The sequence below is a fragment of the Vibrio sp. 10N.222.51.C5 genome (assembly GCF_041474575.1).
In the GTDB taxonomy this organism is placed as follows: domain Bacteria; phylum Pseudomonadota; class Gammaproteobacteria; order Enterobacterales; family Vibrionaceae; genus Vibrio; species Vibrio crassostreae_C.
Map to the genome: position 1 here is coordinate 18,016 of NZ_JBFRUJ010000010.1, position 19,675 is coordinate 37,690.

A 19,675-nucleotide genomic window follows, 5' to 3' on the forward strand; every position below is an offset into this window, starting at 1 on the left:
ACTCCCATAAGAAAGGCTTGCATTGATGCAAGCCTTTCAATTTTTATCGCGATTGATTTGAGGTTGATTTAACTCCACTTCAAATCAATCTCGAAAGGCTGTGTGCTACCACAATGCTCACCGCACATCTCGTCGTAGGCGCTGTTATGAACCAGCATTGCTGATGCTACGCCTTGGTCACTAAAATGATCGCGTGCTTGGTTTACACTCAAAAACTTCATAGGATGCTGGTGGTCGTCTTTGATTAACTGCTTTTGCTCGCCAATAATTTGGTAAGCCAAGTAGATCCCGCCTTCAAATGATTCAATTAGTAGATTCATAATGAGCTCCGCCCTTTTAGTGTTGGTTTGTTTTCCCTACGCAGAATTTCAGCTGAAGGTTCAGATCGTACATATAAAAAAAGCAGGCTGAAAAGCCTGCTTTTAGAGAGAGCTTGCGAAATTTTAGCTCAGACTATTAGTCATTGTTAGATTTGCCATCCCACGTCATATTGAAGTTGATGTCAGAAATATATTCATTCCAATTGCTAGAAATCTTACCCATGATGCTATACGTCTCATCTTCAACTAGCTCTTGACCACCGTGATAACCAAATAAGAAAGAGATTACAGCACTTGGAACACCATCTTCATCTACCGTTTGGCACATATTCTCGTTTGCAAAAATGCCGCTTTTATTGGAAACCGAAGTGATATGAAAGCTTTCAAAAATGGCATCATTTTCAAACAAGCCTTCGCAGCTGATACCATTCATCCACACTTTAATAAAGTCATGGGAGTTGCCAGATTTATTTGCTGCGCCCATTTGTAGGGTCGTTGAAGCTAGCGCAAAAGTACCGTCATCATCGTTACTTGGCCAGTATATTGGTGTGTCACGTATATCAGACTGACTACTTGATTTAATTTGAACTCGCTTTTCTGCATCGTTCTTGTTACTGAACCAAGTGTAGCGATTTACAGCATCACCTTCTTTCTGAAGTAAGGTTACAGCACCTTGTGAGAGTTTATTGCTATCGTAGTCGTTTGTAAGATCATACGTTATTTGCATTGATTCATCAGAATACGCATCACCCTCAGAAAATGTGCCAATTAATGTGTCACCCTGAATTTCATAGTTTCCTACAAGTGTTGATGCCTCAGACGCACACATTGTTCTATTTTCGATGGTTCTGTGGTGAAAGTAGATGTTGCCATTTTCAAAGCGAACTGTGTCACACCACGCTCGGGTATAATCGTTATCACTATTGTTATCACCATCGAATTGACCTCTTTCCAAGAAGTACCATGTATTCTTCTCTAATGGATGTTTATCCGTCGGTGGAGGTGTAACTTCTCCTGGCTGAACGTTAGGCAATCTAAACGTTACCATTTCTGATTCAATATCGTTCTCCTCACCACCAGAGAAGTTGATCCCTTGTGCGATATACAGAACAACATTATTGGTCTCTGATGTTGGGCGTCCACTTAATGTTACTAAGCCCGAGCTATCAACATTTACTGAGACTCCCGGAATCGGGTTGCTTGGCGTTTCATTATCATGTGGAGCATAGTGAGCGTAGTATTCAATATCGCCCGAAACCTTTGAGCTAAAAAGATTTGCAACGCTGAAAGCTTCTTCAAAGTCTTTACCAACAGTCAGTGACCATTGCGTCGTAATTTGTGCTTGTATATCTGCTTCTAACTCTTCATTAATACTGATGCTGCCAGCTTGAATAGGAGGCGCGGTAAAGTTCGCTGGTGCAGACGCTAAGAAGGTGGAAGTGTGACCATCATCAGCATGAATGGTGAAGTTTACCTTGTTGCTATTAACCTTTGTTGGGTAACCCGTTATGTGAATTACGCCAGATACTGAATCGTACTCAGATTTAAGACCAGGAACCGCACTGTCGATATTTGTTGTGTATGTTAGGTGAGAATCTTCACGATCTTCAAACAACGTATCTACTGGGATCTCTCCGGTAAACTGGGCACCTTGGATTAGATTCCATGTAGATACAATTTCAGTCTGGATTCGTGTTTCTTCCGCATCCACAACGCTTGGAGGTGTGTTGAGTAGATCAACATTGAATGAAAAAGTAGTACGCAGTGTACTGGTTACTTTCGCATCTTCATCTTGTGTATCCTTGTCTTCAGCTTCAAACGTAATTGTGTAACTGCGTTGCGGATTCTCCAATGAGCCTGAACTTGATAGTGTTAACGTAGTACCAGTTTCGTCAAGCTCAGCAGTGATCTCTCCTTCTCCATCAATTTTAACGCTAGGCCTTACCGGAGTTAGAGCACCGTCTACTGAATACTTATCTTCAAAAAGATTGTTTGGTACTTCAATTGTTTCTAAAACAGTATCTGTTTCGGTAATTTTGAGTGTATGGATCTGTTTCTGGATCGCTGATGCTGCTGATGGATTAACTAACAACTTAAAGTTGCGAATAGCGGTCTCTGGCTCAGTTGGATCAATGATTGGCCTGTCGTTTACCAGGTTCTCATCGCCCATATTGTCTTCTGTAACGATTTCTTCTGATTTTTCAGTAGCCGTGTCCGTGATTATCTCAATTTGTTTTTCGTATTCTGAAGGGTTTTTCGCTTTTGACTCCGTAAGGATCTGCGCAGTTTTATGAAGTCGAGCACTCTGCAGGTTGCTCTTAGAGTCTTCGACAAAGTCAGAGAAAAGATCAATCGGTGCTTCTTCTGTGCCCCCAAGGTTGCTACTTACTGCTGATACGGCAGCTTCAAGTGTGCTGTTATTTTTGCGCATCTCGATAGCGACTAGATCGGTAATTGGAGATATAACGACACCTTCACTGCCATCAACCTTTGGTGTGCGCAGTACGACAGCGTTGGACATAGGTTGGTCCGGAAGGTCCATATCTCTTGTATATAGATCTAACAGTTTATCCAGTGATTTTGTATTGTCAGGAAGAGTACTCAGTTTCTGAGCCAGCTCTGGAGTTACATCGCCAGGACGGAGTGTTTGTAAACCTAGGCTGTGTTTGACCTCTGTATTTTTCGGTAGTGTTAATTCACCGTTTTCGTCTGTTAGACCGAACACAGTATCGATGTCTAGATTCAGTTTCCCGTTGTCGTCCACATCAGCAAACACTACGGCGTTATGGAAGTAGCCATCAAATCCCTTTACTACAATGCTACTCGATTTATCACCTGAATCGCCGCCAGGAGGAGTACCATCATTGCCAGGGGTATTACTCGTATGGGGGCTATCACTCCCACAACCTGTTAAGCCTAGTGCCACCGCAGCCGCTAATAACGTTACCTTTTTCATTTTTTATCCTTACTCTGAAGAGTAATTATTTTTAGGTTAATTAAGATCTGTGGCGTTTTTACCTTTGTAGAGTGGATTTCACAAGACACGAAATTTGAGTGAAATACCGTAAATTATTTTCAATAAACTGGGTTGTGCTGCGTGTTTATTTTCCTCGTTAACCAACAGCGAGAGAACTTTAAATCCTTTTCAATTAGGCTGTCGCTACAAGCTAGTAGCTGGCTAATTTCTTGAGTTTGAAGCCCCATAAGGTATTTCAGTTTGAATGCTTGTGATTGCCTTGGGTAATTTAAAGTAAAGTGGTCAACAGCCTTATCCATAATGATTAGCTGCTCGAAATGCCTTTCTTCTTGAGGAGGAACTTTTGTGGGGAGTTGGCGTTTCTGTGCTTGTTGACGTCGAGCGTTATCGATGAGTATTTGTCGCATGATTTTTGCTGCCATCAACAGGAAATCACGAGTGTCTTTTATTGATTGAGTATCAGCAAAAGAGAGTTTTAGGTAAGCATCGTGAACTAACGCCGTTGTGTTGTTGATGCTATTCCAAGACACCCAACAGTTTTGCTCATGCTTGGTCGTGTTCCTTTTTCTCTCTTTTTGAGCGAGATCGTAGAGGTGGGCGTAAGCGAAGCGATAGAGTTTCTGTTCTGCCCATTTATGCCCCGCTTTCCAATCTCTGATGATCGACTCTATATCAGTCAGTTGGTTACTCATATTTAGCAGTTTCCTTTTTTTGATTCTGAGCGAACAGCCTGCGGGGTGATTATTTGTAATAGCTTCGCCTTTGTTTTTGTTGGTATGTCTGGGTCTCCTAAAACAGCTTTGTGCGTATGCTTGAGTACCGCATTGATTGATGCTTTCGTTTTATGGCTTTCCTTTATTTGAGAAAGTGTCCGGACAAATTGTTTTGTGACTCTCTCTGATGCTCGTTTTTCTATTTGAAGCTGTTGGCTTTTTTTAATTAAAGGCGCGTAGAGCCCTACACCACATGAGATAAGTACTGCAGACAAAGCACATTGAATTGGATGGCGCTGGCATAGTTTCAGGGCGGAGTAGAATGGTTGATCTTGATGTGCTGTGATCGGACGGCAAGCGAGCAGCTGCTTGATGTCGTTGTATAATTCATTGGTGCTCGAATAGCGCAGTAAGGCGTGGCGTCGTGTTGCCTTTTGAATTATGCAGCGAAGGTCACCCTGACTTATCGGTAGTTTAGGAAACATGAAAGTTAAGATCTTTCCTAGAGCGTAAATGTCACACTGGACAGTGGGTGGGCTTCCGTTGATTTGCTCTGGGCTAGCGTAGTCATGGCTGTAGGCATTGATTGTGATTGGGAAAGCAGATAATTGGTCACTGATTCCTCTCATTAAATTAAAGTCGAGTATCTTCGGGTGACCTTCACAATCGATTAATATATTTTCTGGCTTTAAATCGGTATGCAGAACTTGGTGTTTGTGTGCGTGTGAGATAGCAGCGCATATCTTTAAAAATAGATTGAGCTTCTTTGTTTTGTTTAATGCATATGTAGCAAGGTATTCACTAAGGGTACAACCTTTTATGTGTTCCATTACAATATAAACAGAACCTTCATGCGTCCCTCCATCCATCACTTTGGTTATATATGGATGGTTCAACGTCGCAAGTGCTTGGGCTTCATGAAATAAGTATTCTTTATCTATGAGGTGAGACAGTGTTGGCTGAATGAGTTTTATGGCAAGATTTTGATGAAATGTCTTGTCCACTCGAGTCGCCGCATAGACAACACCAATACCTCCACGACCTATTTCGTAAGACAGGTGGTACTTATCAATGTATGTATCAGAATAAGTCGCTTTTTTGTTTGTAGCTTGGAGGGCGCCTACACCAAATATATGTGTAATAGGCTCTAGCTCTGAGGTGCAGATAAAGGGATAAATCTTGTCATATAGATCGACTTGGTGTGCTTTTAATTCTTTTAGATATTTTGTTTTTTCTGCCTCAGATAGATCCAATAATTGATAAAAAAGATCGGTGATGCGGGTGTTGGCTACTGACATTATCACTTGTTCAAGAATTACTATGAACGGGATTCTATAAGCACGAACTATAGATTTTGCTGAGATTTGACAATCTTTTATAATTTTTTACATATCAGTACGTTGTGCGTTCTTTTTTTGTTCAAGCTGGTTAATAAAAAGCAGGCCTAAGCCTGCTTCTTTCTTCAATCTTATGATTTGCGATTAACGCATCGTCACAAACTCTTCGCTGCCAGTTGGGTGAATCGCTACAACAGAGTCGAAATCTGCTTTGGTTGCGCCCATCTTCATTGCAACGCCGAAGCCTTGAATCATTTCATCAACCGTGAAGCCGATGCCGTGTAGGCCAACGACAGTCTCTTCTTCGCCAGCACATACTAGCTTCATCTTACAAGGTTGACGGTGCTTGGTTACTGCTGTGTACATCGCAGTGAAGCCAGACGTGTATACCTTGATGTTGTCTTTGCCGTATTGCTCTTCAGCTTCTTGAGTCGTTAGACCAATGGTGCCGATAGGTGGGTGGCTGAATACGACAGTAGGCACTAGCTTGTAGTCCATTTTCGCGTTGGTTTGACCGTTGAATAGACGCTCAGAAAGCTGGCGACCGGCTTTAACAGCAACAGGAGTTAGCTCTATACCGCCTTCCATGATGTCGCCAACACAGTAGATGCCAGGAACGTTGGTTGCTTGGAATTCGTCTACTTTGATGTAGCCACGGTCGTTAGTTGCAACGCCAGTTGATGCTAGGTTAATAGCGTCAGTTGCTGGGTGGCGACCGATCGCCCAGATTAGGTGGTCAACGTTTTGAGTGTTGCCGTTCTCTAGGTGTAGAGTCAGTGTGCCGTCTGCTTCTTTCACTACTTCTTTTGGAACAGAGTGTGTATGAAGTGTTGGGCCTTCCGCTTCCATTACTTCAACCAATGTCTCGATGATCATTGGGTCGAAGCTACGTAGTGGAGATTCTTTACGGCAGAACAGGTGTGTTTCTGTGCCAAGTGCGCTTAGTACGCCAGCAATTTCAACCGCGATGTAACCTGCACCGATAACAGCAACGCGTTTTGGTTGCTCCATCAGGTCGAAGAAGCCATTTGAATCGATGCCGTATTCTGCGCCAGGGATGTTTGGAATGGTTGGACGACCACCTACTGCGATCAGAATATGATCAGCGGTGTAGTGTTCACCGTTAACTTCAACAGTCTTCTCGTCAACGAACTTAGCAAAGCCTTTGATTACGTTTACTTTGTTGTTACCCAGTACGCGATCGTAAGATTGGTGGATACGACCAATGTACGCTTGGCGGTTTTCTACCAATTTGCTCCAGTTGAAGCCTTTTACGTCAACGTCGAAGCCGTAATCTTCAGAGTATAGATTGATCGCTTCAGCAACTTGAGCGCCGTGCCACATTACCTTTTTAGGAACACAACCAACGTTTACACAAGTACCACCAAGGTCTTGAGCTTCGATAAGTGCAACTTTTGCACCGTGCATTGCTGCGCGGTTTGCTGATGCGATGCCGCCTGAACCGCCGCCGATACAGATGTAATCAAAATGAGTCGCCATTACTTTCTCCATTTATTGAGGGTTGTAGTCACAGTGAGAGCACTGGATACCTACGTCCTATAGATTCTTAAATTGTATAATTATTATATTGAGGGCAGATCGGTTGAACTCAATCTCCCTGTTTAAAATTTATTCGTGTACGTCACAATCTGCTTAATATTTGTCAGAGCATGACGTTAAGTTCGAGATTACTCGGGTACGATCCACTCTACTTTGAAGTGACCGGTCGCCGGCGCAATTGCTTCCTTCAAGAATGGAAGAATCTCTTTCATTTGGCTTTCTAGCTTCCAAGGCGGGTTAATCACGATCATGCCTGATGCCGTCATGCCACGCTCGTTGGTGTCTGGTGATACGCCAAGTTCGATTTGTAGAATCTTGTTGATGCCTAAGCCTTCGAGACCTTCGATCATATCTTCGATATCACAGCGATTTACTACCGGGTACCAAATTGCGTAGATACCGGTTGCCCAGCGCTTGTGGCTTTGAGCGATTGCAGTCACGACATCACGGTACTCTTTTGCCAGCTCGTAAGGCGGATCGATTAGCACCAAACCACGACGCTCTTTTGGTGGCAGGCTGCCTTTTAAGCGTTGGAAGCCATCTTCTTTGTAGATAGATACCTGACGGTCGCGGTGGAACTCTTGCTCAAGCAGCGGGTGATCGGCTGGGTGAAGCTCAGTCAGTACCATGCGGTCTTGGTCACGCAGGTGTGCACGTGCAACACGTGGAGAACCCGGGTAGTAACGCAGTTTCTCGCCATTATTGAGAATGGAAATAGACTCAAGGTAGCTTTGAATGTCTTCAGGAAGGTCTGTTTGCTCCCACACACGAGCAATACCTTGCTTGTATTCACCGGTTTTTTCAGACCATTCATGCGTTAAGTCGTAACGACCTACACCAGAGTGAGTGTCATGATAAACAAAAGGCTTATCCTTTTGTTTCAAAGAATTAAGAATAAGGCTCTGTACGATATGCTTTACTACGTCGGCATGGTTACCTGCGTGGAAGCTGTGGCGATAACTTAACAAATTAAACTCTCGTAACACTCTCGAATTAGAGTGTGGTTAGTGTAGGTGGGGTTAATCAGACTATTATAACCCTCAATGGACCATAAATTCTCGAACAATTCAGGGACAGTCGTCAGCTATCTGCAGTTAGTTATTGGTTCTACTATTGAAATTTGCCTTTATGGGCACTATTTAATAACTATTCGCAGGTGATTTTTTAGGGCGAACTTTAGCCTGATGACTGTAAGACGACCTCATTACAAAAAAGACGAAAGTCTCTAAAGCCAAAGGAATGTTTATATGTCTAATCCGCTATTAACCTTCACGGACTTACCTCCGTTTTCACAGATCAAGCCAGAGCACGTAAAGCCTGCAGTTGAGCAAGTGATTGAAGCGTGTCGCAACAAGATAGAACAAGTACTTGAAGGTAATACTTCACCAAGCTGGGACAACCTAGTTGCTCCAATTGAAGAAGTGGATGATCGTTTAGGTCGCATTTGGTCACCTGTAAGCCATATGAACTCTGTCGTGAACAGTGACGAACTGCGTGAAGCGTATGAGAGCTGCTTACCTGTGCTATCTGAATACGGCACTTGGGTTGGCCAACACAAAGGCTTGTTCGAAGCGTATAAAGCGATCAAGGCGAGTGAAGCATTCTCTGCACTGAACCGAGCTCAACAAAAAACTATTACCGACGCACTGCGCGACTTTGAATTGTCGGGCATTGGCTTACCTGCAGATGAACAGCATCGTTACGGCGAGATCAGCAAGCGCCAGTCTGAGTTAGGCTCTCAATTCTCAAATAACGTGCTTGATGCAACCATGGGTTGGAGCAAGCAGATCACAGACGTAGCTGAGCTGGCAGGTATGCCTGAATCAGCACTGGCGGCAGCTCAAGCGGCGGCTGAGTCTAAAGAGCAAGAAGGCTACCTACTGACTTTAGATATCCCATCATACCTACCTGTGATGACCTACTGTGATAACCAAGAACTGCGTAAAGAGCTTTATGAAGCGTACGTAACGCGCGCTTCAGATCGCGGTCCAAACGCAGGTAAGTGGGACAACACTGAGATCATCACCGAGCAACTTAAGCTGCGCCACGAGATCGCGCGCATGCTTGGTTTCAGTACTTACAGCGAAAAATCACTGTCGACTAAGATGGCAGAAACGCCAGACCAAGTGCTTGGCTTCCTGAACGACCTAGCAGTAAAAGCAAAACCACAAGGTGAGCGTGAAGTTGAAGAGCTGCGTCAGTTTGCAGAGAAAGAATTTGGTGTTTCTGAGCTAAACCTATGGGACATCGCTTACTACAGCGAAAAGCAGAAGCAGAACCTGTTCGAGATCTCTGATGAAGAGCTTCGCCCATACTTCCCTGAATCGAATGTGGTTTCAGGCCTGTTTGAGGTGCTTAACCGTGTGTTTGGTATGTCGGTAACAGAGCGTGAAGGTGTCGACACATGGCATGACTCTGTGCGCTTCTTTGATATCTTTGATGCGACAGGTGCACTGCGCGGTAGCTTCTACCTAGATTTATACGCACGTGAGCACAAACGTGGCGGCGCTTGGATGGATGACTGTCGTGGTCGTCGTATTACTGAATCTGGCGAGCTACAAACGCCCGTCGCTTACCTAACGTGTAACTTCAACAAGCCAGTTGGTGATAAGCCAGCACTGTTTACTCATGATGAAGTCGTGACTCTGTTCCACGAGTTTGGCCACGGTATCCACCACATGCTAACGCAAGTAGAAGCGGGCGCAGTTGCGGGTATCAATGGTGTGCCTTGGGATGCGGTTGAGCTACCAAGTCAGTTCCTAGAAAACTGGTGTTGGGAAGAAGAAGCGCTGTCGTTCATCTCTGGTCACTTCGAAACGGGTGAAGCGCTACCAAAAGAGATGCTAGAGAAGATGCTAGCGGCGAAGAACTTCCAATCTGCGATGTTTATCCTGCGTCAGCTAGAGCTTGGTTTGTTCGATTTCACGCTACACACAGAATACGACCCTGAAGTGGGTGCTCGCGTACTAGAAACGCTAGCGGATGTTAAGTCTAAGGTGTCGGTACTGCCAAGCCTAGATTGGAACCGTTTCTCACACAGCTTTGGTCACATCTTTGCTGGTGGTTACAGCGCGGGCTACTACAGCTACCTGTGGGCAGAAGTGCTATCGGCAGATGCGTTCTCAGCATTTGAAGAAGAGGGTATCTTCAACACTGAAACGGGTAATCGCTTCCTGAACAACATCCTTGAAATGGGTGGCAGTGAAGAGCCAATGGAGCTGTTCAAACGCTTCCGTGGTCGTGAGCCACAAATCGACGCAATGCTGCGCCACGCGGGAATCAACGCATAATCACGGTAACTATCTAGTTTATTGCGAAAAGAGCCTCTAGTTAGAGGCTCTTTTTTTGTCTGTGCGTTATGCCAAGCAAGGCGAATCAATGTTATGGATTCACATTGCGGTTGATAGGGTTCTGCAATGAAATCAGTGTCTCTGTCGACTGAACTTCATCGATCGCTTGCAGCTTATCGATCAATACAAACTGCAGCTCTTCTATCGACTTACACATCAGCTTTACAAAGATATTGTAAGCACCAGTGGTGTAGTACGCCTCAACCACTTCGTCTAAGGCATTCAGCTTAGCGATCGCCGAGTGGTAATCTTTGGCAGCATTAAGGTTGATGCCAATAAAGCAACACACGTCGTAACCCAGTTTTTTGGTGTTTACCACAACTTCCGTTCGCTCGATAATGTCTGCCGATCTCATCTTTTCGATGCGAACGTGAATCGTCGCAGGGCTGACATCGAACTGCTTTGCCATTTCAGCGTAAGGAGTTCGTGCATCTTCCATCAAGGTTTTGAGAATGGCACGGTCTAGATCATCTAGACGAGCTGTGGTTGTGGACATGCATAATCCTTAGGTTGAATGAAAAACATACCGGCTTGAGTACACATCATAGCCAAGGGTGATAATATTAGCAGTAACTATAGGGTTAGGGTGAATTCAGTGCGATTTTCGTTATTTTTTATTGTGATGTGTTGGAGTGTTTTTGCTTCAGCTCAGGCAAAAGATGTGTTGGTTATTCACTCTTATCATCAAGGCTTTTTCTGGACAGATGATTTCCATAAAGGACTATCTGATGAGCTCGATCGCGATGGGTTATCTTACCGGGTTGTTTATCTCGATACCAAGCGAACTCAAAACGCTGAATACTTAGAGCGAATTTATCAGCTATACCGCACTAAGCTGTCGCATGAAGAGTTTGCCGCTGTAGTCGTCAGTGATAATAACGCCCTCAATCTGATGAAACGCTTAGCGCCCGAACTCAATGGCACGCCCGTTATTTTTGGTGGCATCAACAATTTTTCTCCGCAAATGATTGAAGGCTTGCACGCAACCGGTATCACTGAAGATATTGATATGGCGAGCAATATTGAGCTGATCAATCGACTTCAATCGACGGTTAAAAAAGTTTACGTGGTTACCGATCACTCGGTAACGGGTGAAGCTATTCGCGCTCAAGTGGATTTATTTCTACAAAAACGCCCTGAGTTTTCTGGGATGGTGGAGCAATATACGCCTGATTCTTATCAAGAACTGATGACGTTCGCGCAACGCGCTGATCTAACTAAAAGCTTGTTGTTCTGGGCCTACTACCGCGACATCAATGGTCGGGTCAGCAGCAAAGAAGACTGGCGTCAGCTCAACAAAAAAACTCAGATGCCATTGTATATTGTGCATGATTTAGGACTTGGGTTTGGTGCGATTGGTGGCGTGATCCACAGTGGAGAAACGCAAGGTCGAGACACGGGGCGCGTGCTGTTGAGCGTGCTGAACAATCCTAAGGCTCCATTGCCATTGGTGGTTGCTGGCGCGCCAGAAATCAAACTCGATTACCAACAGATCTCACGTTGGGATTTGGGTGCAGAGAATGAAGCCTCAGTAACCTTCCTCAATAAGCCGAAGTCATTCTTAATGCGCTATCGCGATGAAATTCGCACCATCGGTTTAATGTTCTTGAGCATGTCGTGTGTTATCGCGGTGTTGGTGTATTACCTTAACCGTCTGAAGAAGAGCGAACGTGCAAGTCGCCAAAGCCAACGACTGTTGGAGTCGATATTTGATCAGAGCCTGCAATTTATGGGCATCATTGATAAGGGTGGCGTGCTGCTGTCGAGTAACAGCAAGTTACATGAGCTGCTTTATAATCAAGGCTATAAACTGGGAACGCCGCTGCAACAACACCAACATTGGGAAAGTTCTGCGCGAGAAGTGCTAGCCGAATATTTCATCGCAAAAAGTGAGCACCCAGCCTTACGATTTGAAGCCGAGGTGTGGTGTCGAGATCGCGGTGCGATGGTGTTGGATATTTCATTGAAGCCGATGCCGGGCAGTGAAGACGAAGACATTCAGTTTCTCTTTGAGGCGCGCGACGTGACCTCACGTAAGCTTGCTGAGAATAAGCTGTTCCAACGTGAAGCAAACTTGAAGCTGTATTACGACAAACAGCCGGTGATGATGATTACGCTCGATGGCAATAATCGCATTCAACAAGTGAACCAGTTTGCCGAAGAGCTTTTGGGATACCCTCTCGATCAGTTGTTGGGCCATCGCCCTAGAGAATTCTATGTTGATGAGAACGCGATGATTCCTCGTCATATCTTGCTGCAACCTCAGCATAAGATTCGTGGTGTGTGGCGTCGTGATATCGAATATCGCCATGCCGACGGCAGCAAGAGCTGGATTCGTGAAAATATCCGCCCGTTGGTGGAGTCTGATCAGCTGTTGATTGTGGGTGAAGACATCACCGAAACGCACGAGCTTTCTGAAAAGCTAGAGTATCAGGCTCGCTATGACCTACTGACTGACACCTTTAACCGCAACCACTTTGAGCAAGAGCTGCAAAAGGCGCTGAAAGAGGTTGAGAGCCACATGCGAACTCACGCAATGTTGTTCCTAGATTTGGATCAGCTGAAAGTGCTGAACGATACCGCAGGACATGAAGCGGGTGATGCTGCGATCTTGTTTAGCGCCAAACTGCTAGAAGACGTACTGCCTTACAATGCGGTGTTAGCGCGAATGGGTGGTGATGAGTTTGCTGTGCTGATGAAAGACTGTACTGAACGAGATGCGGTGAATGTGTGTCGCAGTATTATCTCGATGATGAGTGAGAACCCATTCTTGTGGGATGATATTCGACTCAACCTGACGTGCTCTATCGGTATTCGATTGATCGACCATACAGCAGCTTCACCACAGATGGTGCACGCTCAGGCGGATGCAGCTTGTCATGCCGCTAAAGAAGAAGGTCGCAATCGCTATCATCTTTACCATCAAGATGATGAAGACCTGCGTCGTCGCCATCTTGAGATGGAGTGCGTTAACCTAGTGCATGAGGCCTTGGCTAACGATCGCTTAGAGTTGTTTGCGCAGCGAATTCTTGGCCTAGATGAATACAGCGATAAAATGCACTTTGAAATCTTGGTCCGCATCAAGAACATCCAAGGGGAATACATCTCCCCGGGGATCTTCATGCCAGCCTCAGAGCGTTATAACATCGCGCATTTGATTGACCGCCAAGTCGTCAGTCAAACCTTGGGTTGGTTGGAGCAACGCCCTGAGGTTATTGAGGAACTGGGGATGTGTTCAATCAATCTTTCCGGTCACTCGATGGGTAACCGTGAGTTTGTCGAATTTTTGATAGATAGCCTGAGCGATTCATCGATACCGTGTCATAAGATTTGTTTAGAGATCACCGAAACAGCGGCCATGAGTAACATGAAGCAGGCGATCAAGTTCTTCACTCGAATCAAAGAGCTTGGCTGCATGATTGCATTGGATGATTTTGGCTCAGGGCTATCGTCATTTGGCTATCTGAAAAAGCTGCCTGTCGATATTGTGAAGATCGATGGCTTGTTTGTACGTGATATTGATGTGAATGAGATGGACCATGTGATGGTTCGCTCGATCAATGATCTTGCCAAGCAGATGGGCAAGCACACCGTGGCTGAGTTCGTTGAAAATACCCAGATTATCGACAAGCTTATCGAACTGGGTGTGAACTACGCGCAGGGCTACATCATAGGGCGACCTAAGCCACTCGCAGAGCTTGTTGAAGAGTTAAGACAAGAGCGAGAGACAGAGCCATTGGTTTAGGTAAGCCGACTTTAGCTGGGAATACTTTTCACCGCTAATATGTATTGTTGAGGCAATCAGGTAAACTGGTTGCCTCTTTTGTTTTGAATACTACTGTCTGTTGGAGACGACCTTGCAACTACAACTGATTTGCGAAGATGCTACCCAAATCGATCATTTGAATGACTTAGCGACCCGCTGGAACTTATCTCATGATGAAAGCAGTGATTTTGCTTTGGTACTGACTAGTGAGCGACTTGAGCTACGTAAAGTCGATGAGCCTAAGCTTGGCGCTATCTTTGTTGATTTAGTGGGAGGCGCTGTTGGTCACCGACGTAAGTTTGGCGGTGGTAAAGGTCAGGCGATTGCCAAAGCAGCTGGTTTAAACAAAGGCGCAACGCCAACTATTCTTGATGGTACTGCAGGCTTAGGGCGCGATGCGTTTGTGTTGGCTTCTCTAGGTTGTAAGGTGCAAATGGTCGAGCGTCATCCAGTTGTGGCTGCACTGCTTGATGATGGCTTGCAGCGAGCGCAACAAGACCCAGACATCGGTGGTTGGGTAAGTGAGCGTATGAAGCTGATTCACGCATCCAGTCACGATGCGTTGGATAAGCTCAGCAACGATCCTGACTTCGAACAGCCAGACGTGGTGTACCTCGACCCAATGTACCCACACCCAGAGAACAAAAAGAAATCGGCTCTGGTTAAGAAAGAGATGCGCGTATTCCAATCTTTGGTGGGGGCCGATCTGGATGCTGATGGCCTATTTGAGCCAGCGATGAAGTTGGCATCGAAGCGAGTTGTGGTTAAAAGACCGGATTACGCAGCTTGGTTAGACGAGCAAAAACCGAGCATGGCGATCGAAACCAAAAAGAACCGTTTTGACGTCTATGTGAAAGCATCAATGACTTAATTGAAGCATCAATAACTTAGATACACGCTAAGAAAATTTCCCGTCATAAATACGATAAATTGCCATTTAACACTTGCGATAGTCGCGTTACAGATGTATATCTAACTAAGAATCATTATTATTCTTAGCTGGAGTTGAAGCATGGCTAAACGCTTTTGTAAGTTAAACCGTCGAGATATCACCGAACACTTGGGCGAGATCCACAGCTTGGTGACTGAACCTAAGTTCGTGTGTCGTTCTTGCGCGCGTTCTTCGGCGGATCAAGCGAATCTATGCAAACCCACCGCAATTCCACCTCTTGGTTGTCAAAACAAACCCGTTGAAGAGAAAGTCGCATGCGGCCTGCTAGCGGAAACATTACCTGCACCAGAACTGTCGCTTGCGGAAATCAACGAGGCAATTGAACCGAGCGTACAAATGTTCGATCCAGCCGCCGCTGATATGGCCCCTGAGCTTGCCAAAAAAGAAGCCGCACAGAAAAAAGCCAAGCTGAAAAAACTGATGGCGAAGGCGAGCGGTGATGAGAAAGCTGAACTCAAACAAGCGAAGAAAGCGGCTAAGAAACAAGAGAAGTACAATAAGAAACTGGCGAAGATGATTAAGAAGCAGCAAAAGCTGTTTAAGAAAAGTCAGAAGCTGGAAAGTGAATTGGAACGAATCAACCTACAACTTGATGATGTTGCCTTCACTGAAACCAAGACTCAGGTAGTGAGCCACAATCAAATTCACTGAAGTTGATTTGAATGGTTTATTGCTACAGCGATGATTTAAAAAGAGCGACCTTAGGTCGCTCTTTTGCTTTTTGGGGTTATCCGAGCTGACTCATGTAGCTCGTTCAAATCAGCTAAGCGTTGCTTGCGGATCTTGCTACGCGCTTCTTCACCCACGTCTCATTGACGAATAAAGAGAATAAGATAACGGCGCCACCAATAGACAAGCGAACCAAATCGACATCTCTGTTCCAAATCAGGATATTCACCACCAGACCAGCAGGAACCAAGGCATTGTTCATCACTGCCAGCGCGCCAGCATTCACCATGCACGCGCCTTTATTCCACATAAAGTAACCCAGCCCCGACGCAATCAAGCCAAGGTAGATCAGGATTCCCCATTGAAGTGTGGTGGTGGGCAGTTTCTCTGGGTTGCCTAGTAGCATGAAAGCCACTGACGCGACACATAGCGCCCCTAAGTAGAAGTAACCAAATACGGTTCGCTGAGGCAACTCGGTCGATTCCTTCTCCATCACCACCTTGTAGCCCACCTGACCAATAGCAAAGCACAGGTTCGCGCCTTGCACGACGAGGAAGCCGACTAAAAAGTTTTCGTTAATACCTGCGAACTTAATGAATACCGCGCCCAATACCGCAATTGCCGCTGTCACTAGGTACCACGGAGAGAATTGCCCTTTGAGAAAGTCATAAATGAGCGTGACGTAAATTGGGGTAAAGACAGTAAACAAAAGGACTTCAGGAACGGATAGCAGTAAGAAAGACTGATAGTAGAAGCAGTACATCAGGCCAAGCTGGATACCACCAATTGCCATCAATTTAGCGATCAGCTTACGCGATACGCCGCGAAACTTTAGGAAAGGAAGAAATACGACGCCAGCAAGGGCAACACGCATTAAAACAGAGAACCAAGAATCAACCTGACCCGCAAGGTAAACGCCGATCAGGCTAAAGGAGAAGGCCCATAGGAGGGTAACACCAGCTAAATAGCTCATAGTAAAACTTCGTTAATAAGATATGAGCTGTATGTTACCTAACCTTAAATCATTAGTCTTCTGAATCTCTTAGAGGCACGACCAGCATATCAACCGGAGAGGCGTTGATCAGTTGGCGTGTTGAAGAGAGCAGCTTGCTCCAAAAGTCTTGATGGTGACCGCAAACCACGAGATCAACATTGAACTCGTTGATGGTGTCACACAGCTCATGACTCAAATCACCACTGCCTACTAAGGTATGGGTGATCGGGTATTGGGCGTGCTCCGCAAAATTTTGCAGCTGAATACGAGACGCTTCCATCGCGTTGTGCTGGGTTTCGGCCATGTTGATATCAATCAGGCCGGTATACAGCTCTGCGTAGTTAATATCGATATGGATAAAAGAGACTTTGGCTTCCAATGGCTTAGCCAATGCTACCGCTTTATCCACAATTAATTTGCTGTCTTCTGATAAATCGACCGCGACCAAAATATGTTTGTAACTCATATCGCTACCTCCTTTATTCATTGTCTGATTTAAGATTAGCACTATGCGATGGTTTTTTTTGCTGAAGTGATCTCATATCCACTGTCTTGCGTAATGACAGCTCGAAATATTGGTTAACTAATGGCCTGCGAGATATTCATTAAATAGTGATATAGTAGAGAAAATTGAGGATGTAATTAGGAGTCTTAAATGCTGTCAAAAACTATGGTTGAGCAACTGAATGATCAAATTAACCTAGAATTTTTCTCATCCAATCTATACTTACAAATGAGTGCTTGGTGTGAAGACAAAGGATTTGAAGGTGCAGCAGAGTTTCTGCGTGTTCATGCAGTAGAAGAAATGGAACATATGCAGCGTCTTTTCACTTACGTAAGTGAAACAGGTGCAATGCCAATTCTAGGTGCGATTGAAGCGCCAAAACATGAATTTGATAGCCTTGGTGCTGTGTTCCGTGAAACTTATGAACATGAGCAAATGATTACTCAAAAGATCAACAAACTGGCTCACGTTGCTTTCAGCACACAAGATTACTCAACCTTTAACTTCCTGCAATGGTACGTTGCAGAGCAACACGAAGAAGAGAAGTTGTTTAAAGGTGTATTGGATAAGCTAGAGCTTGTTGGTGAAGACGGTAAAGCACTGTTCTTTATTGATAAAGACCTAGCGCAATTGGCAAAAGATGGTTCATCTTCAATTATGGAAGCTCCTGCCGTTTAGGTAGTACGGGAAAGACACTGATTATCTTTTTCTTTTGAGTTTTCTTATGAAGATGTAGGGAGGAAAGGATGATCAGCGGCGACACTATTCTATTTGCACTAATGGTTGTGACTTGCGTGAACTGGGCGCGATATTTTACTGCGCTAAGAACACTCATTTATATAATGCGAGAAGCACATCCTCTACTTTATCAACAAGTAGACGGAGGTGGATTCTTCACAACTCATGGCAATATGACCAAGCAGGTTCGCTTGTTTAGTTACATCAAAAGCAAAGAGTACCACCATCATCACGACGAAGTGTTTATGTCGAAGTGTGATCGCGTAAGACAGTTGTTTATACTTTCTTCCGCTCTGCTGGGTGTAACGTTGCTGTCTTCTTTCATCGTCTAAGTTATTTAGTACGTGTGAAGTAGAGTTTAGGTTTTGGTGTAAAGCTTCGGTTGTTGGTTCGCTAAGCCAAGTAGTGGTTTTGCTGCTGTCTGCAAATTGTACAATTGAACATCAATTGCAAAGTTTAAAATTGCCGCTAGAATAGCGAGCAATTAGTAAGGATGTGCTGTTTATGCACATCCTTTTTTATTGATGGCATTTCGAGAACAGGGCGTACTCGAGGTGCAAAAGTGAAGAAAGCAGAACCCCAATGAGTGAAAAGTTTGATGTAATCGTAATTGGTGCGGGCGCCGCGGGCTTAATGTGTGCTGCGGAAGCGGGTAAACGTGGCCGACGAGTGCTGGTGGTTGATCATGCAAAGAAACCAGGCAGAAAAATTTTAATCTCAGGTGGCGGCCGTTGTAACTTCACTAACTATGATGTTTCAGCCAACAACTTCCTATGTAACAACCCTCACTTCGTGAAGTCAGCCTTATCTCAATACACCAACTGGGATTTTATCTCGATGGTGAGCAAGTACGGTATTGAGTTCGAAGAGCGAGACCACGGCCAATTGTTCTGTGTGAATGACCACACTGCAAAAGACATCGTGAGCATGTTGCTTGAAGAGTGTAAGCAGGCGAAAGTTGAACAGCGCTACCGTTGTGATGTTCACTCCATCGAAAAAACAGACGCTGGCTTTAAGATGCACCTTAATACCGACGAAGTTGAGTGTGACTCACTTGTCGTGGCGACGGGCGGTTTATCGATGCCGAAACTAGGCGCGACGCCATTTGGCTATAAGATTGCCGAGCAGTTTGGCTTGTCTGTGATGCCGACTACAGCCGGTTTGGTGCCATTTACTCTGCATAAAGAAGACAAAGAAGCCTTTGCTGAGCTTTCAGGAATCGCGATTCCTGCCGAGATCACCGCGCAAGACGGCACCTTATTCAAAGAAGCGTTGCTGTTTACCCACCGCGGCTTATCTGGTCCTTCGGTATTGCAAATTTCTTCGTTCTGGAAAGCGGGTCAATCGGTTTCGATTAATCTAGTACCAGAAGTGGACGTTGCTGAACTACTTGAAAACTCTCGAGAGAAACACCCAAATCAGAGCCTGAAAAACACCTTAGCGAAAGCATTACCAAAGCGTTTTGTAGAAGTACTGATTGACCGCAAAGAGCTTGAAGACAAGCCGCTCAAGCAGTTCAACGAAAAGCAGCTTAATGGCATTGTTGAGCATCTAGAAAACTGGAAAGTCGCACCAAATGGTACAGAAGGCTATCGGACTGCAGAAGTGACTCTAGGCGGCGTAGATACCGATCACCTGTCATCCAAAACCATGGAATGTAAGAACATCAAAGGCTTATTCTTCGTTGGTGAGGTGATGGACGTAACGGGCTGGCTTGGTGGTTACAACTTCCAATGGTGTTGGAGTTCTGGCTTTGCAGCAGGTCAGTGGGTTTAAGCTGTGTAGAGACAATAA

Annotated in this window: 15 protein-coding genes and 1 pseudogene; 7 read left to right on the plus strand and 9 right to left on the minus strand. The window is 45.0% G+C overall.

What is annotated here, in order from left to right:
- Nucleotides 1-68: 68 nt before the first annotated feature.
- The 6 genes and pseudogenes from AB4558_RS03315 to AB4558_RS03340 all read right to left on the minus strand — a co-directional run.
- A pseudogene (locus AB4558_RS03315) lies at nucleotides 69-329 on the minus strand (DUF6482 family protein); the annotation flags it as partial.
- A gap of 127 nt (nucleotides 330-456) precedes the next feature.
- Nucleotides 457-3,276 carry a hypothetical protein gene (locus AB4558_RS03320; protein ID WP_372157975.1) on the minus strand — a complete coding sequence of 940 codons (2,820 nt, stop codon included), beginning with the start codon at nucleotides 3,274-3,276 and terminating at the stop codon, nucleotides 457-459.
- 119 nt (nucleotides 3,277-3,395) lie between these two features.
- The gene (locus AB4558_RS03325; RefSeq protein ID WP_372157978.1) at nucleotides 3,396-3,989 is read right to left on the minus strand and encodes an ECF-type sigma factor; all 594 of its coding nucleotides are present in this window, start codon (nucleotides 3,987-3,989) and stop codon (nucleotides 3,396-3,398) included.
- Nucleotides 3,990-3,991: 2 nt separating this feature from the next.
- Nucleotides 3,992-5,308, minus strand: coding sequence for a serine/threonine-protein kinase (locus AB4558_RS03330; RefSeq protein ID WP_017091428.1), 1,317 nt, complete (start codon nucleotides 5,306-5,308; stop codon nucleotides 3,992-3,994).
- 183 nt (nucleotides 5,309-5,491) lie between these two features.
- Entirely contained in the window at nucleotides 5,492-6,847 is a 1,356-nt protein-coding gene (gene gorA, locus AB4558_RS03335; RefSeq protein WP_048612423.1) for a glutathione-disulfide reductase, read from the minus strand.
- A 188-nt stretch (nucleotides 6,848-7,035) separates the two neighbouring features.
- Complete coding sequence (locus tag AB4558_RS03340; protein WP_137002170.1) at nucleotides 7,036-7,875, minus strand: 23S rRNA (adenine(2030)-N(6))-methyltransferase RlmJ; 840 nt, start codon at nucleotides 7,873-7,875, stop codon at nucleotides 7,036-7,038.
- A gap of 279 nt (nucleotides 7,876-8,154) precedes the next feature.
- Here AB4558_RS03340 and prlC point away from each other — a divergent pair, with 279 nt between their 5' ends.
- Nucleotides 8,155-10,197: an oligopeptidase A gene (gene prlC / locus AB4558_RS03345; RefSeq protein ID WP_017063044.1), complete on the plus strand. Its 2,043-nt coding sequence runs from the start codon at nucleotides 8,155-8,157 to the stop codon at nucleotides 10,195-10,197.
- Between the two features lie 91 nt (nucleotides 10,198-10,288).
- Here prlC and asnC read toward each other — a convergent pair whose 3' ends face one another.
- A complete protein-coding gene (gene asnC, locus AB4558_RS03350; RefSeq protein ID WP_008218581.1) occupies nucleotides 10,289-10,753 on the minus strand; it encodes a transcriptional regulator AsnC in 465 nt (154 codons plus the stop codon).
- Nucleotides 10,754-10,879: 126 nt separating this feature from the next.
- Here asnC and AB4558_RS03355 point away from each other — a divergent pair, with 126 nt between their 5' ends.
- The 3 genes from AB4558_RS03355 to AB4558_RS03365 all read left to right on the plus strand — a co-directional run bounded on the left by AB4558_RS03355 (nucleotide 10,880) and on the right by AB4558_RS03365 (nucleotide 15,626).
- Nucleotides 10,880-14,002, plus strand: a complete 3,123-nt coding sequence (locus AB4558_RS03355; protein ID WP_372158124.1) for an EAL domain-containing protein — start codon at nucleotides 10,880-10,882, stop codon at nucleotides 14,000-14,002.
- A 112-nt stretch (nucleotides 14,003-14,114) separates the two neighbouring features.
- Entirely contained in the window at nucleotides 14,115-14,894 is a 780-nt protein-coding gene (locus AB4558_RS03360; protein WP_017060146.1) for a class I SAM-dependent methyltransferase, read from the plus strand.
- Between the two features lie 141 nt (nucleotides 14,895-15,035).
- On the plus strand, nucleotides 15,036-15,626 hold the full coding sequence (locus tag AB4558_RS03365; protein ID WP_017060147.1) for a hypothetical protein: 591 nt from the start codon (nucleotides 15,036-15,038) through the stop codon (nucleotides 15,624-15,626).
- Between the two features lie 112 nt (nucleotides 15,627-15,738).
- Here the strand turns inward: AB4558_RS03365 and AB4558_RS03370 are convergent, their stop codons facing one another.
- The gene (locus AB4558_RS03370) at nucleotides 15,739-16,617 is read right to left on the minus strand and encodes a carboxylate/amino acid/amine transporter (protein ID WP_017060148.1); all 879 of its coding nucleotides are present in this window, start codon (nucleotides 16,615-16,617) and stop codon (nucleotides 15,739-15,741) included.
- Nucleotides 16,618-16,669: 52 nt separating this feature from the next.
- A complete protein-coding gene (gene uspA, locus AB4558_RS03375) occupies nucleotides 16,670-17,104 on the minus strand; it encodes a universal stress protein UspA (protein ID WP_017060149.1) in 435 nt (144 codons plus the stop codon).
- 189 nt (nucleotides 17,105-17,293) lie between these two features.
- On the opposite strand from uspA, the gene ftnA reads away from it, so the two are divergent.
- The 3 genes from ftnA to AB4558_RS03390 all read left to right on the plus strand — a co-directional run bounded on the left by ftnA (nucleotide 17,294) and on the right by AB4558_RS03390 (nucleotide 19,657).
- Nucleotides 17,294-17,821, plus strand: coding sequence for a non-heme ferritin (ftnA, locus tag AB4558_RS03380; protein WP_004735556.1), 528 nt, complete (start codon nucleotides 17,294-17,296; stop codon nucleotides 17,819-17,821).
- A 68-nt stretch (nucleotides 17,822-17,889) separates the two neighbouring features.
- Nucleotides 17,890-18,213 (plus strand): universal stress protein UspB, encoded by a 324-nt coding sequence (uspB, locus tag AB4558_RS03385; RefSeq protein WP_004735557.1) that lies wholly within the window; start codon nucleotides 17,890-17,892, stop codon nucleotides 18,211-18,213.
- Between the two features lie 250 nt (nucleotides 18,214-18,463).
- Nucleotides 18,464-19,657 (plus strand): NAD(P)/FAD-dependent oxidoreductase, encoded by a 1,194-nt coding sequence (locus tag AB4558_RS03390; protein WP_372157983.1) that lies wholly within the window; start codon nucleotides 18,464-18,466, stop codon nucleotides 19,655-19,657.
- Nucleotides 19,658-19,675: the final 18 nt, after the last annotated feature.

Coding starts and splice junctions, on each gene's coding strand:
- AB4558_RS03320 (WP_372157975.1), bottom strand. CDS start 3,276: ATGAAAAAGGTAACGTTATTAGCGGCTGCGGTGGCACTAGGCTTAACA.
- AB4558_RS03325 (WP_372157978.1), bottom strand. CDS start 3,989: ATGAGTAACCAACTGACTGATATAGAGTCGATCATCAGAGATTGGAAA.
- AB4558_RS03330 (WP_017091428.1), bottom strand. CDS start 5,308: ATGTCAGTAGCCAACACCCGCATCACCGATCTTTTTTATCAATTATTG.
- gorA (WP_048612423.1), bottom strand. CDS start 6,847: ATGGCGACTCATTTTGATTACATCTGTATCGGCGGCGGTTCAGGCGGC.
- prlC (WP_017063044.1), top strand. CDS start 8,155: ATGTCTAATCCGCTATTAACCTTCACGGACTTACCTCCGTTTTCACAG.
- asnC (WP_008218581.1), bottom strand. CDS start 10,753: ATGTCCACAACCACAGCTCGTCTAGATGATCTAGACCGTGCCATTCTC.
- AB4558_RS03355 (WP_372158124.1), top strand. CDS start 10,880: ATGTGTTGGAGTGTTTTTGCTTCAGCTCAGGCAAAAGATGTGTTGGTT.
- AB4558_RS03365 (WP_017060147.1), top strand. CDS start 15,036: ATGGCTAAACGCTTTTGTAAGTTAAACCGTCGAGATATCACCGAACAC.
- AB4558_RS03370 (WP_017060148.1), bottom strand. CDS start 16,617: ATGAGCTATTTAGCTGGTGTTACCCTCCTATGGGCCTTCTCCTTTAGC.
- uspA (WP_017060149.1), bottom strand. CDS start 17,104: ATGAGTTACAAACATATTTTGGTCGCGGTCGATTTATCAGAAGACAGC.
- ftnA (WP_004735556.1), top strand. CDS start 17,294: ATGCTGTCAAAAACTATGGTTGAGCAACTGAATGATCAAATTAACCTA.
- uspB (WP_004735557.1), top strand. CDS start 17,890: ATGATCAGCGGCGACACTATTCTATTTGCACTAATGGTTGTGACTTGC.
- AB4558_RS03390 (WP_372157983.1), top strand. CDS start 18,464: ATGAGTGAAAAGTTTGATGTAATCGTAATTGGTGCGGGCGCCGCGGGC.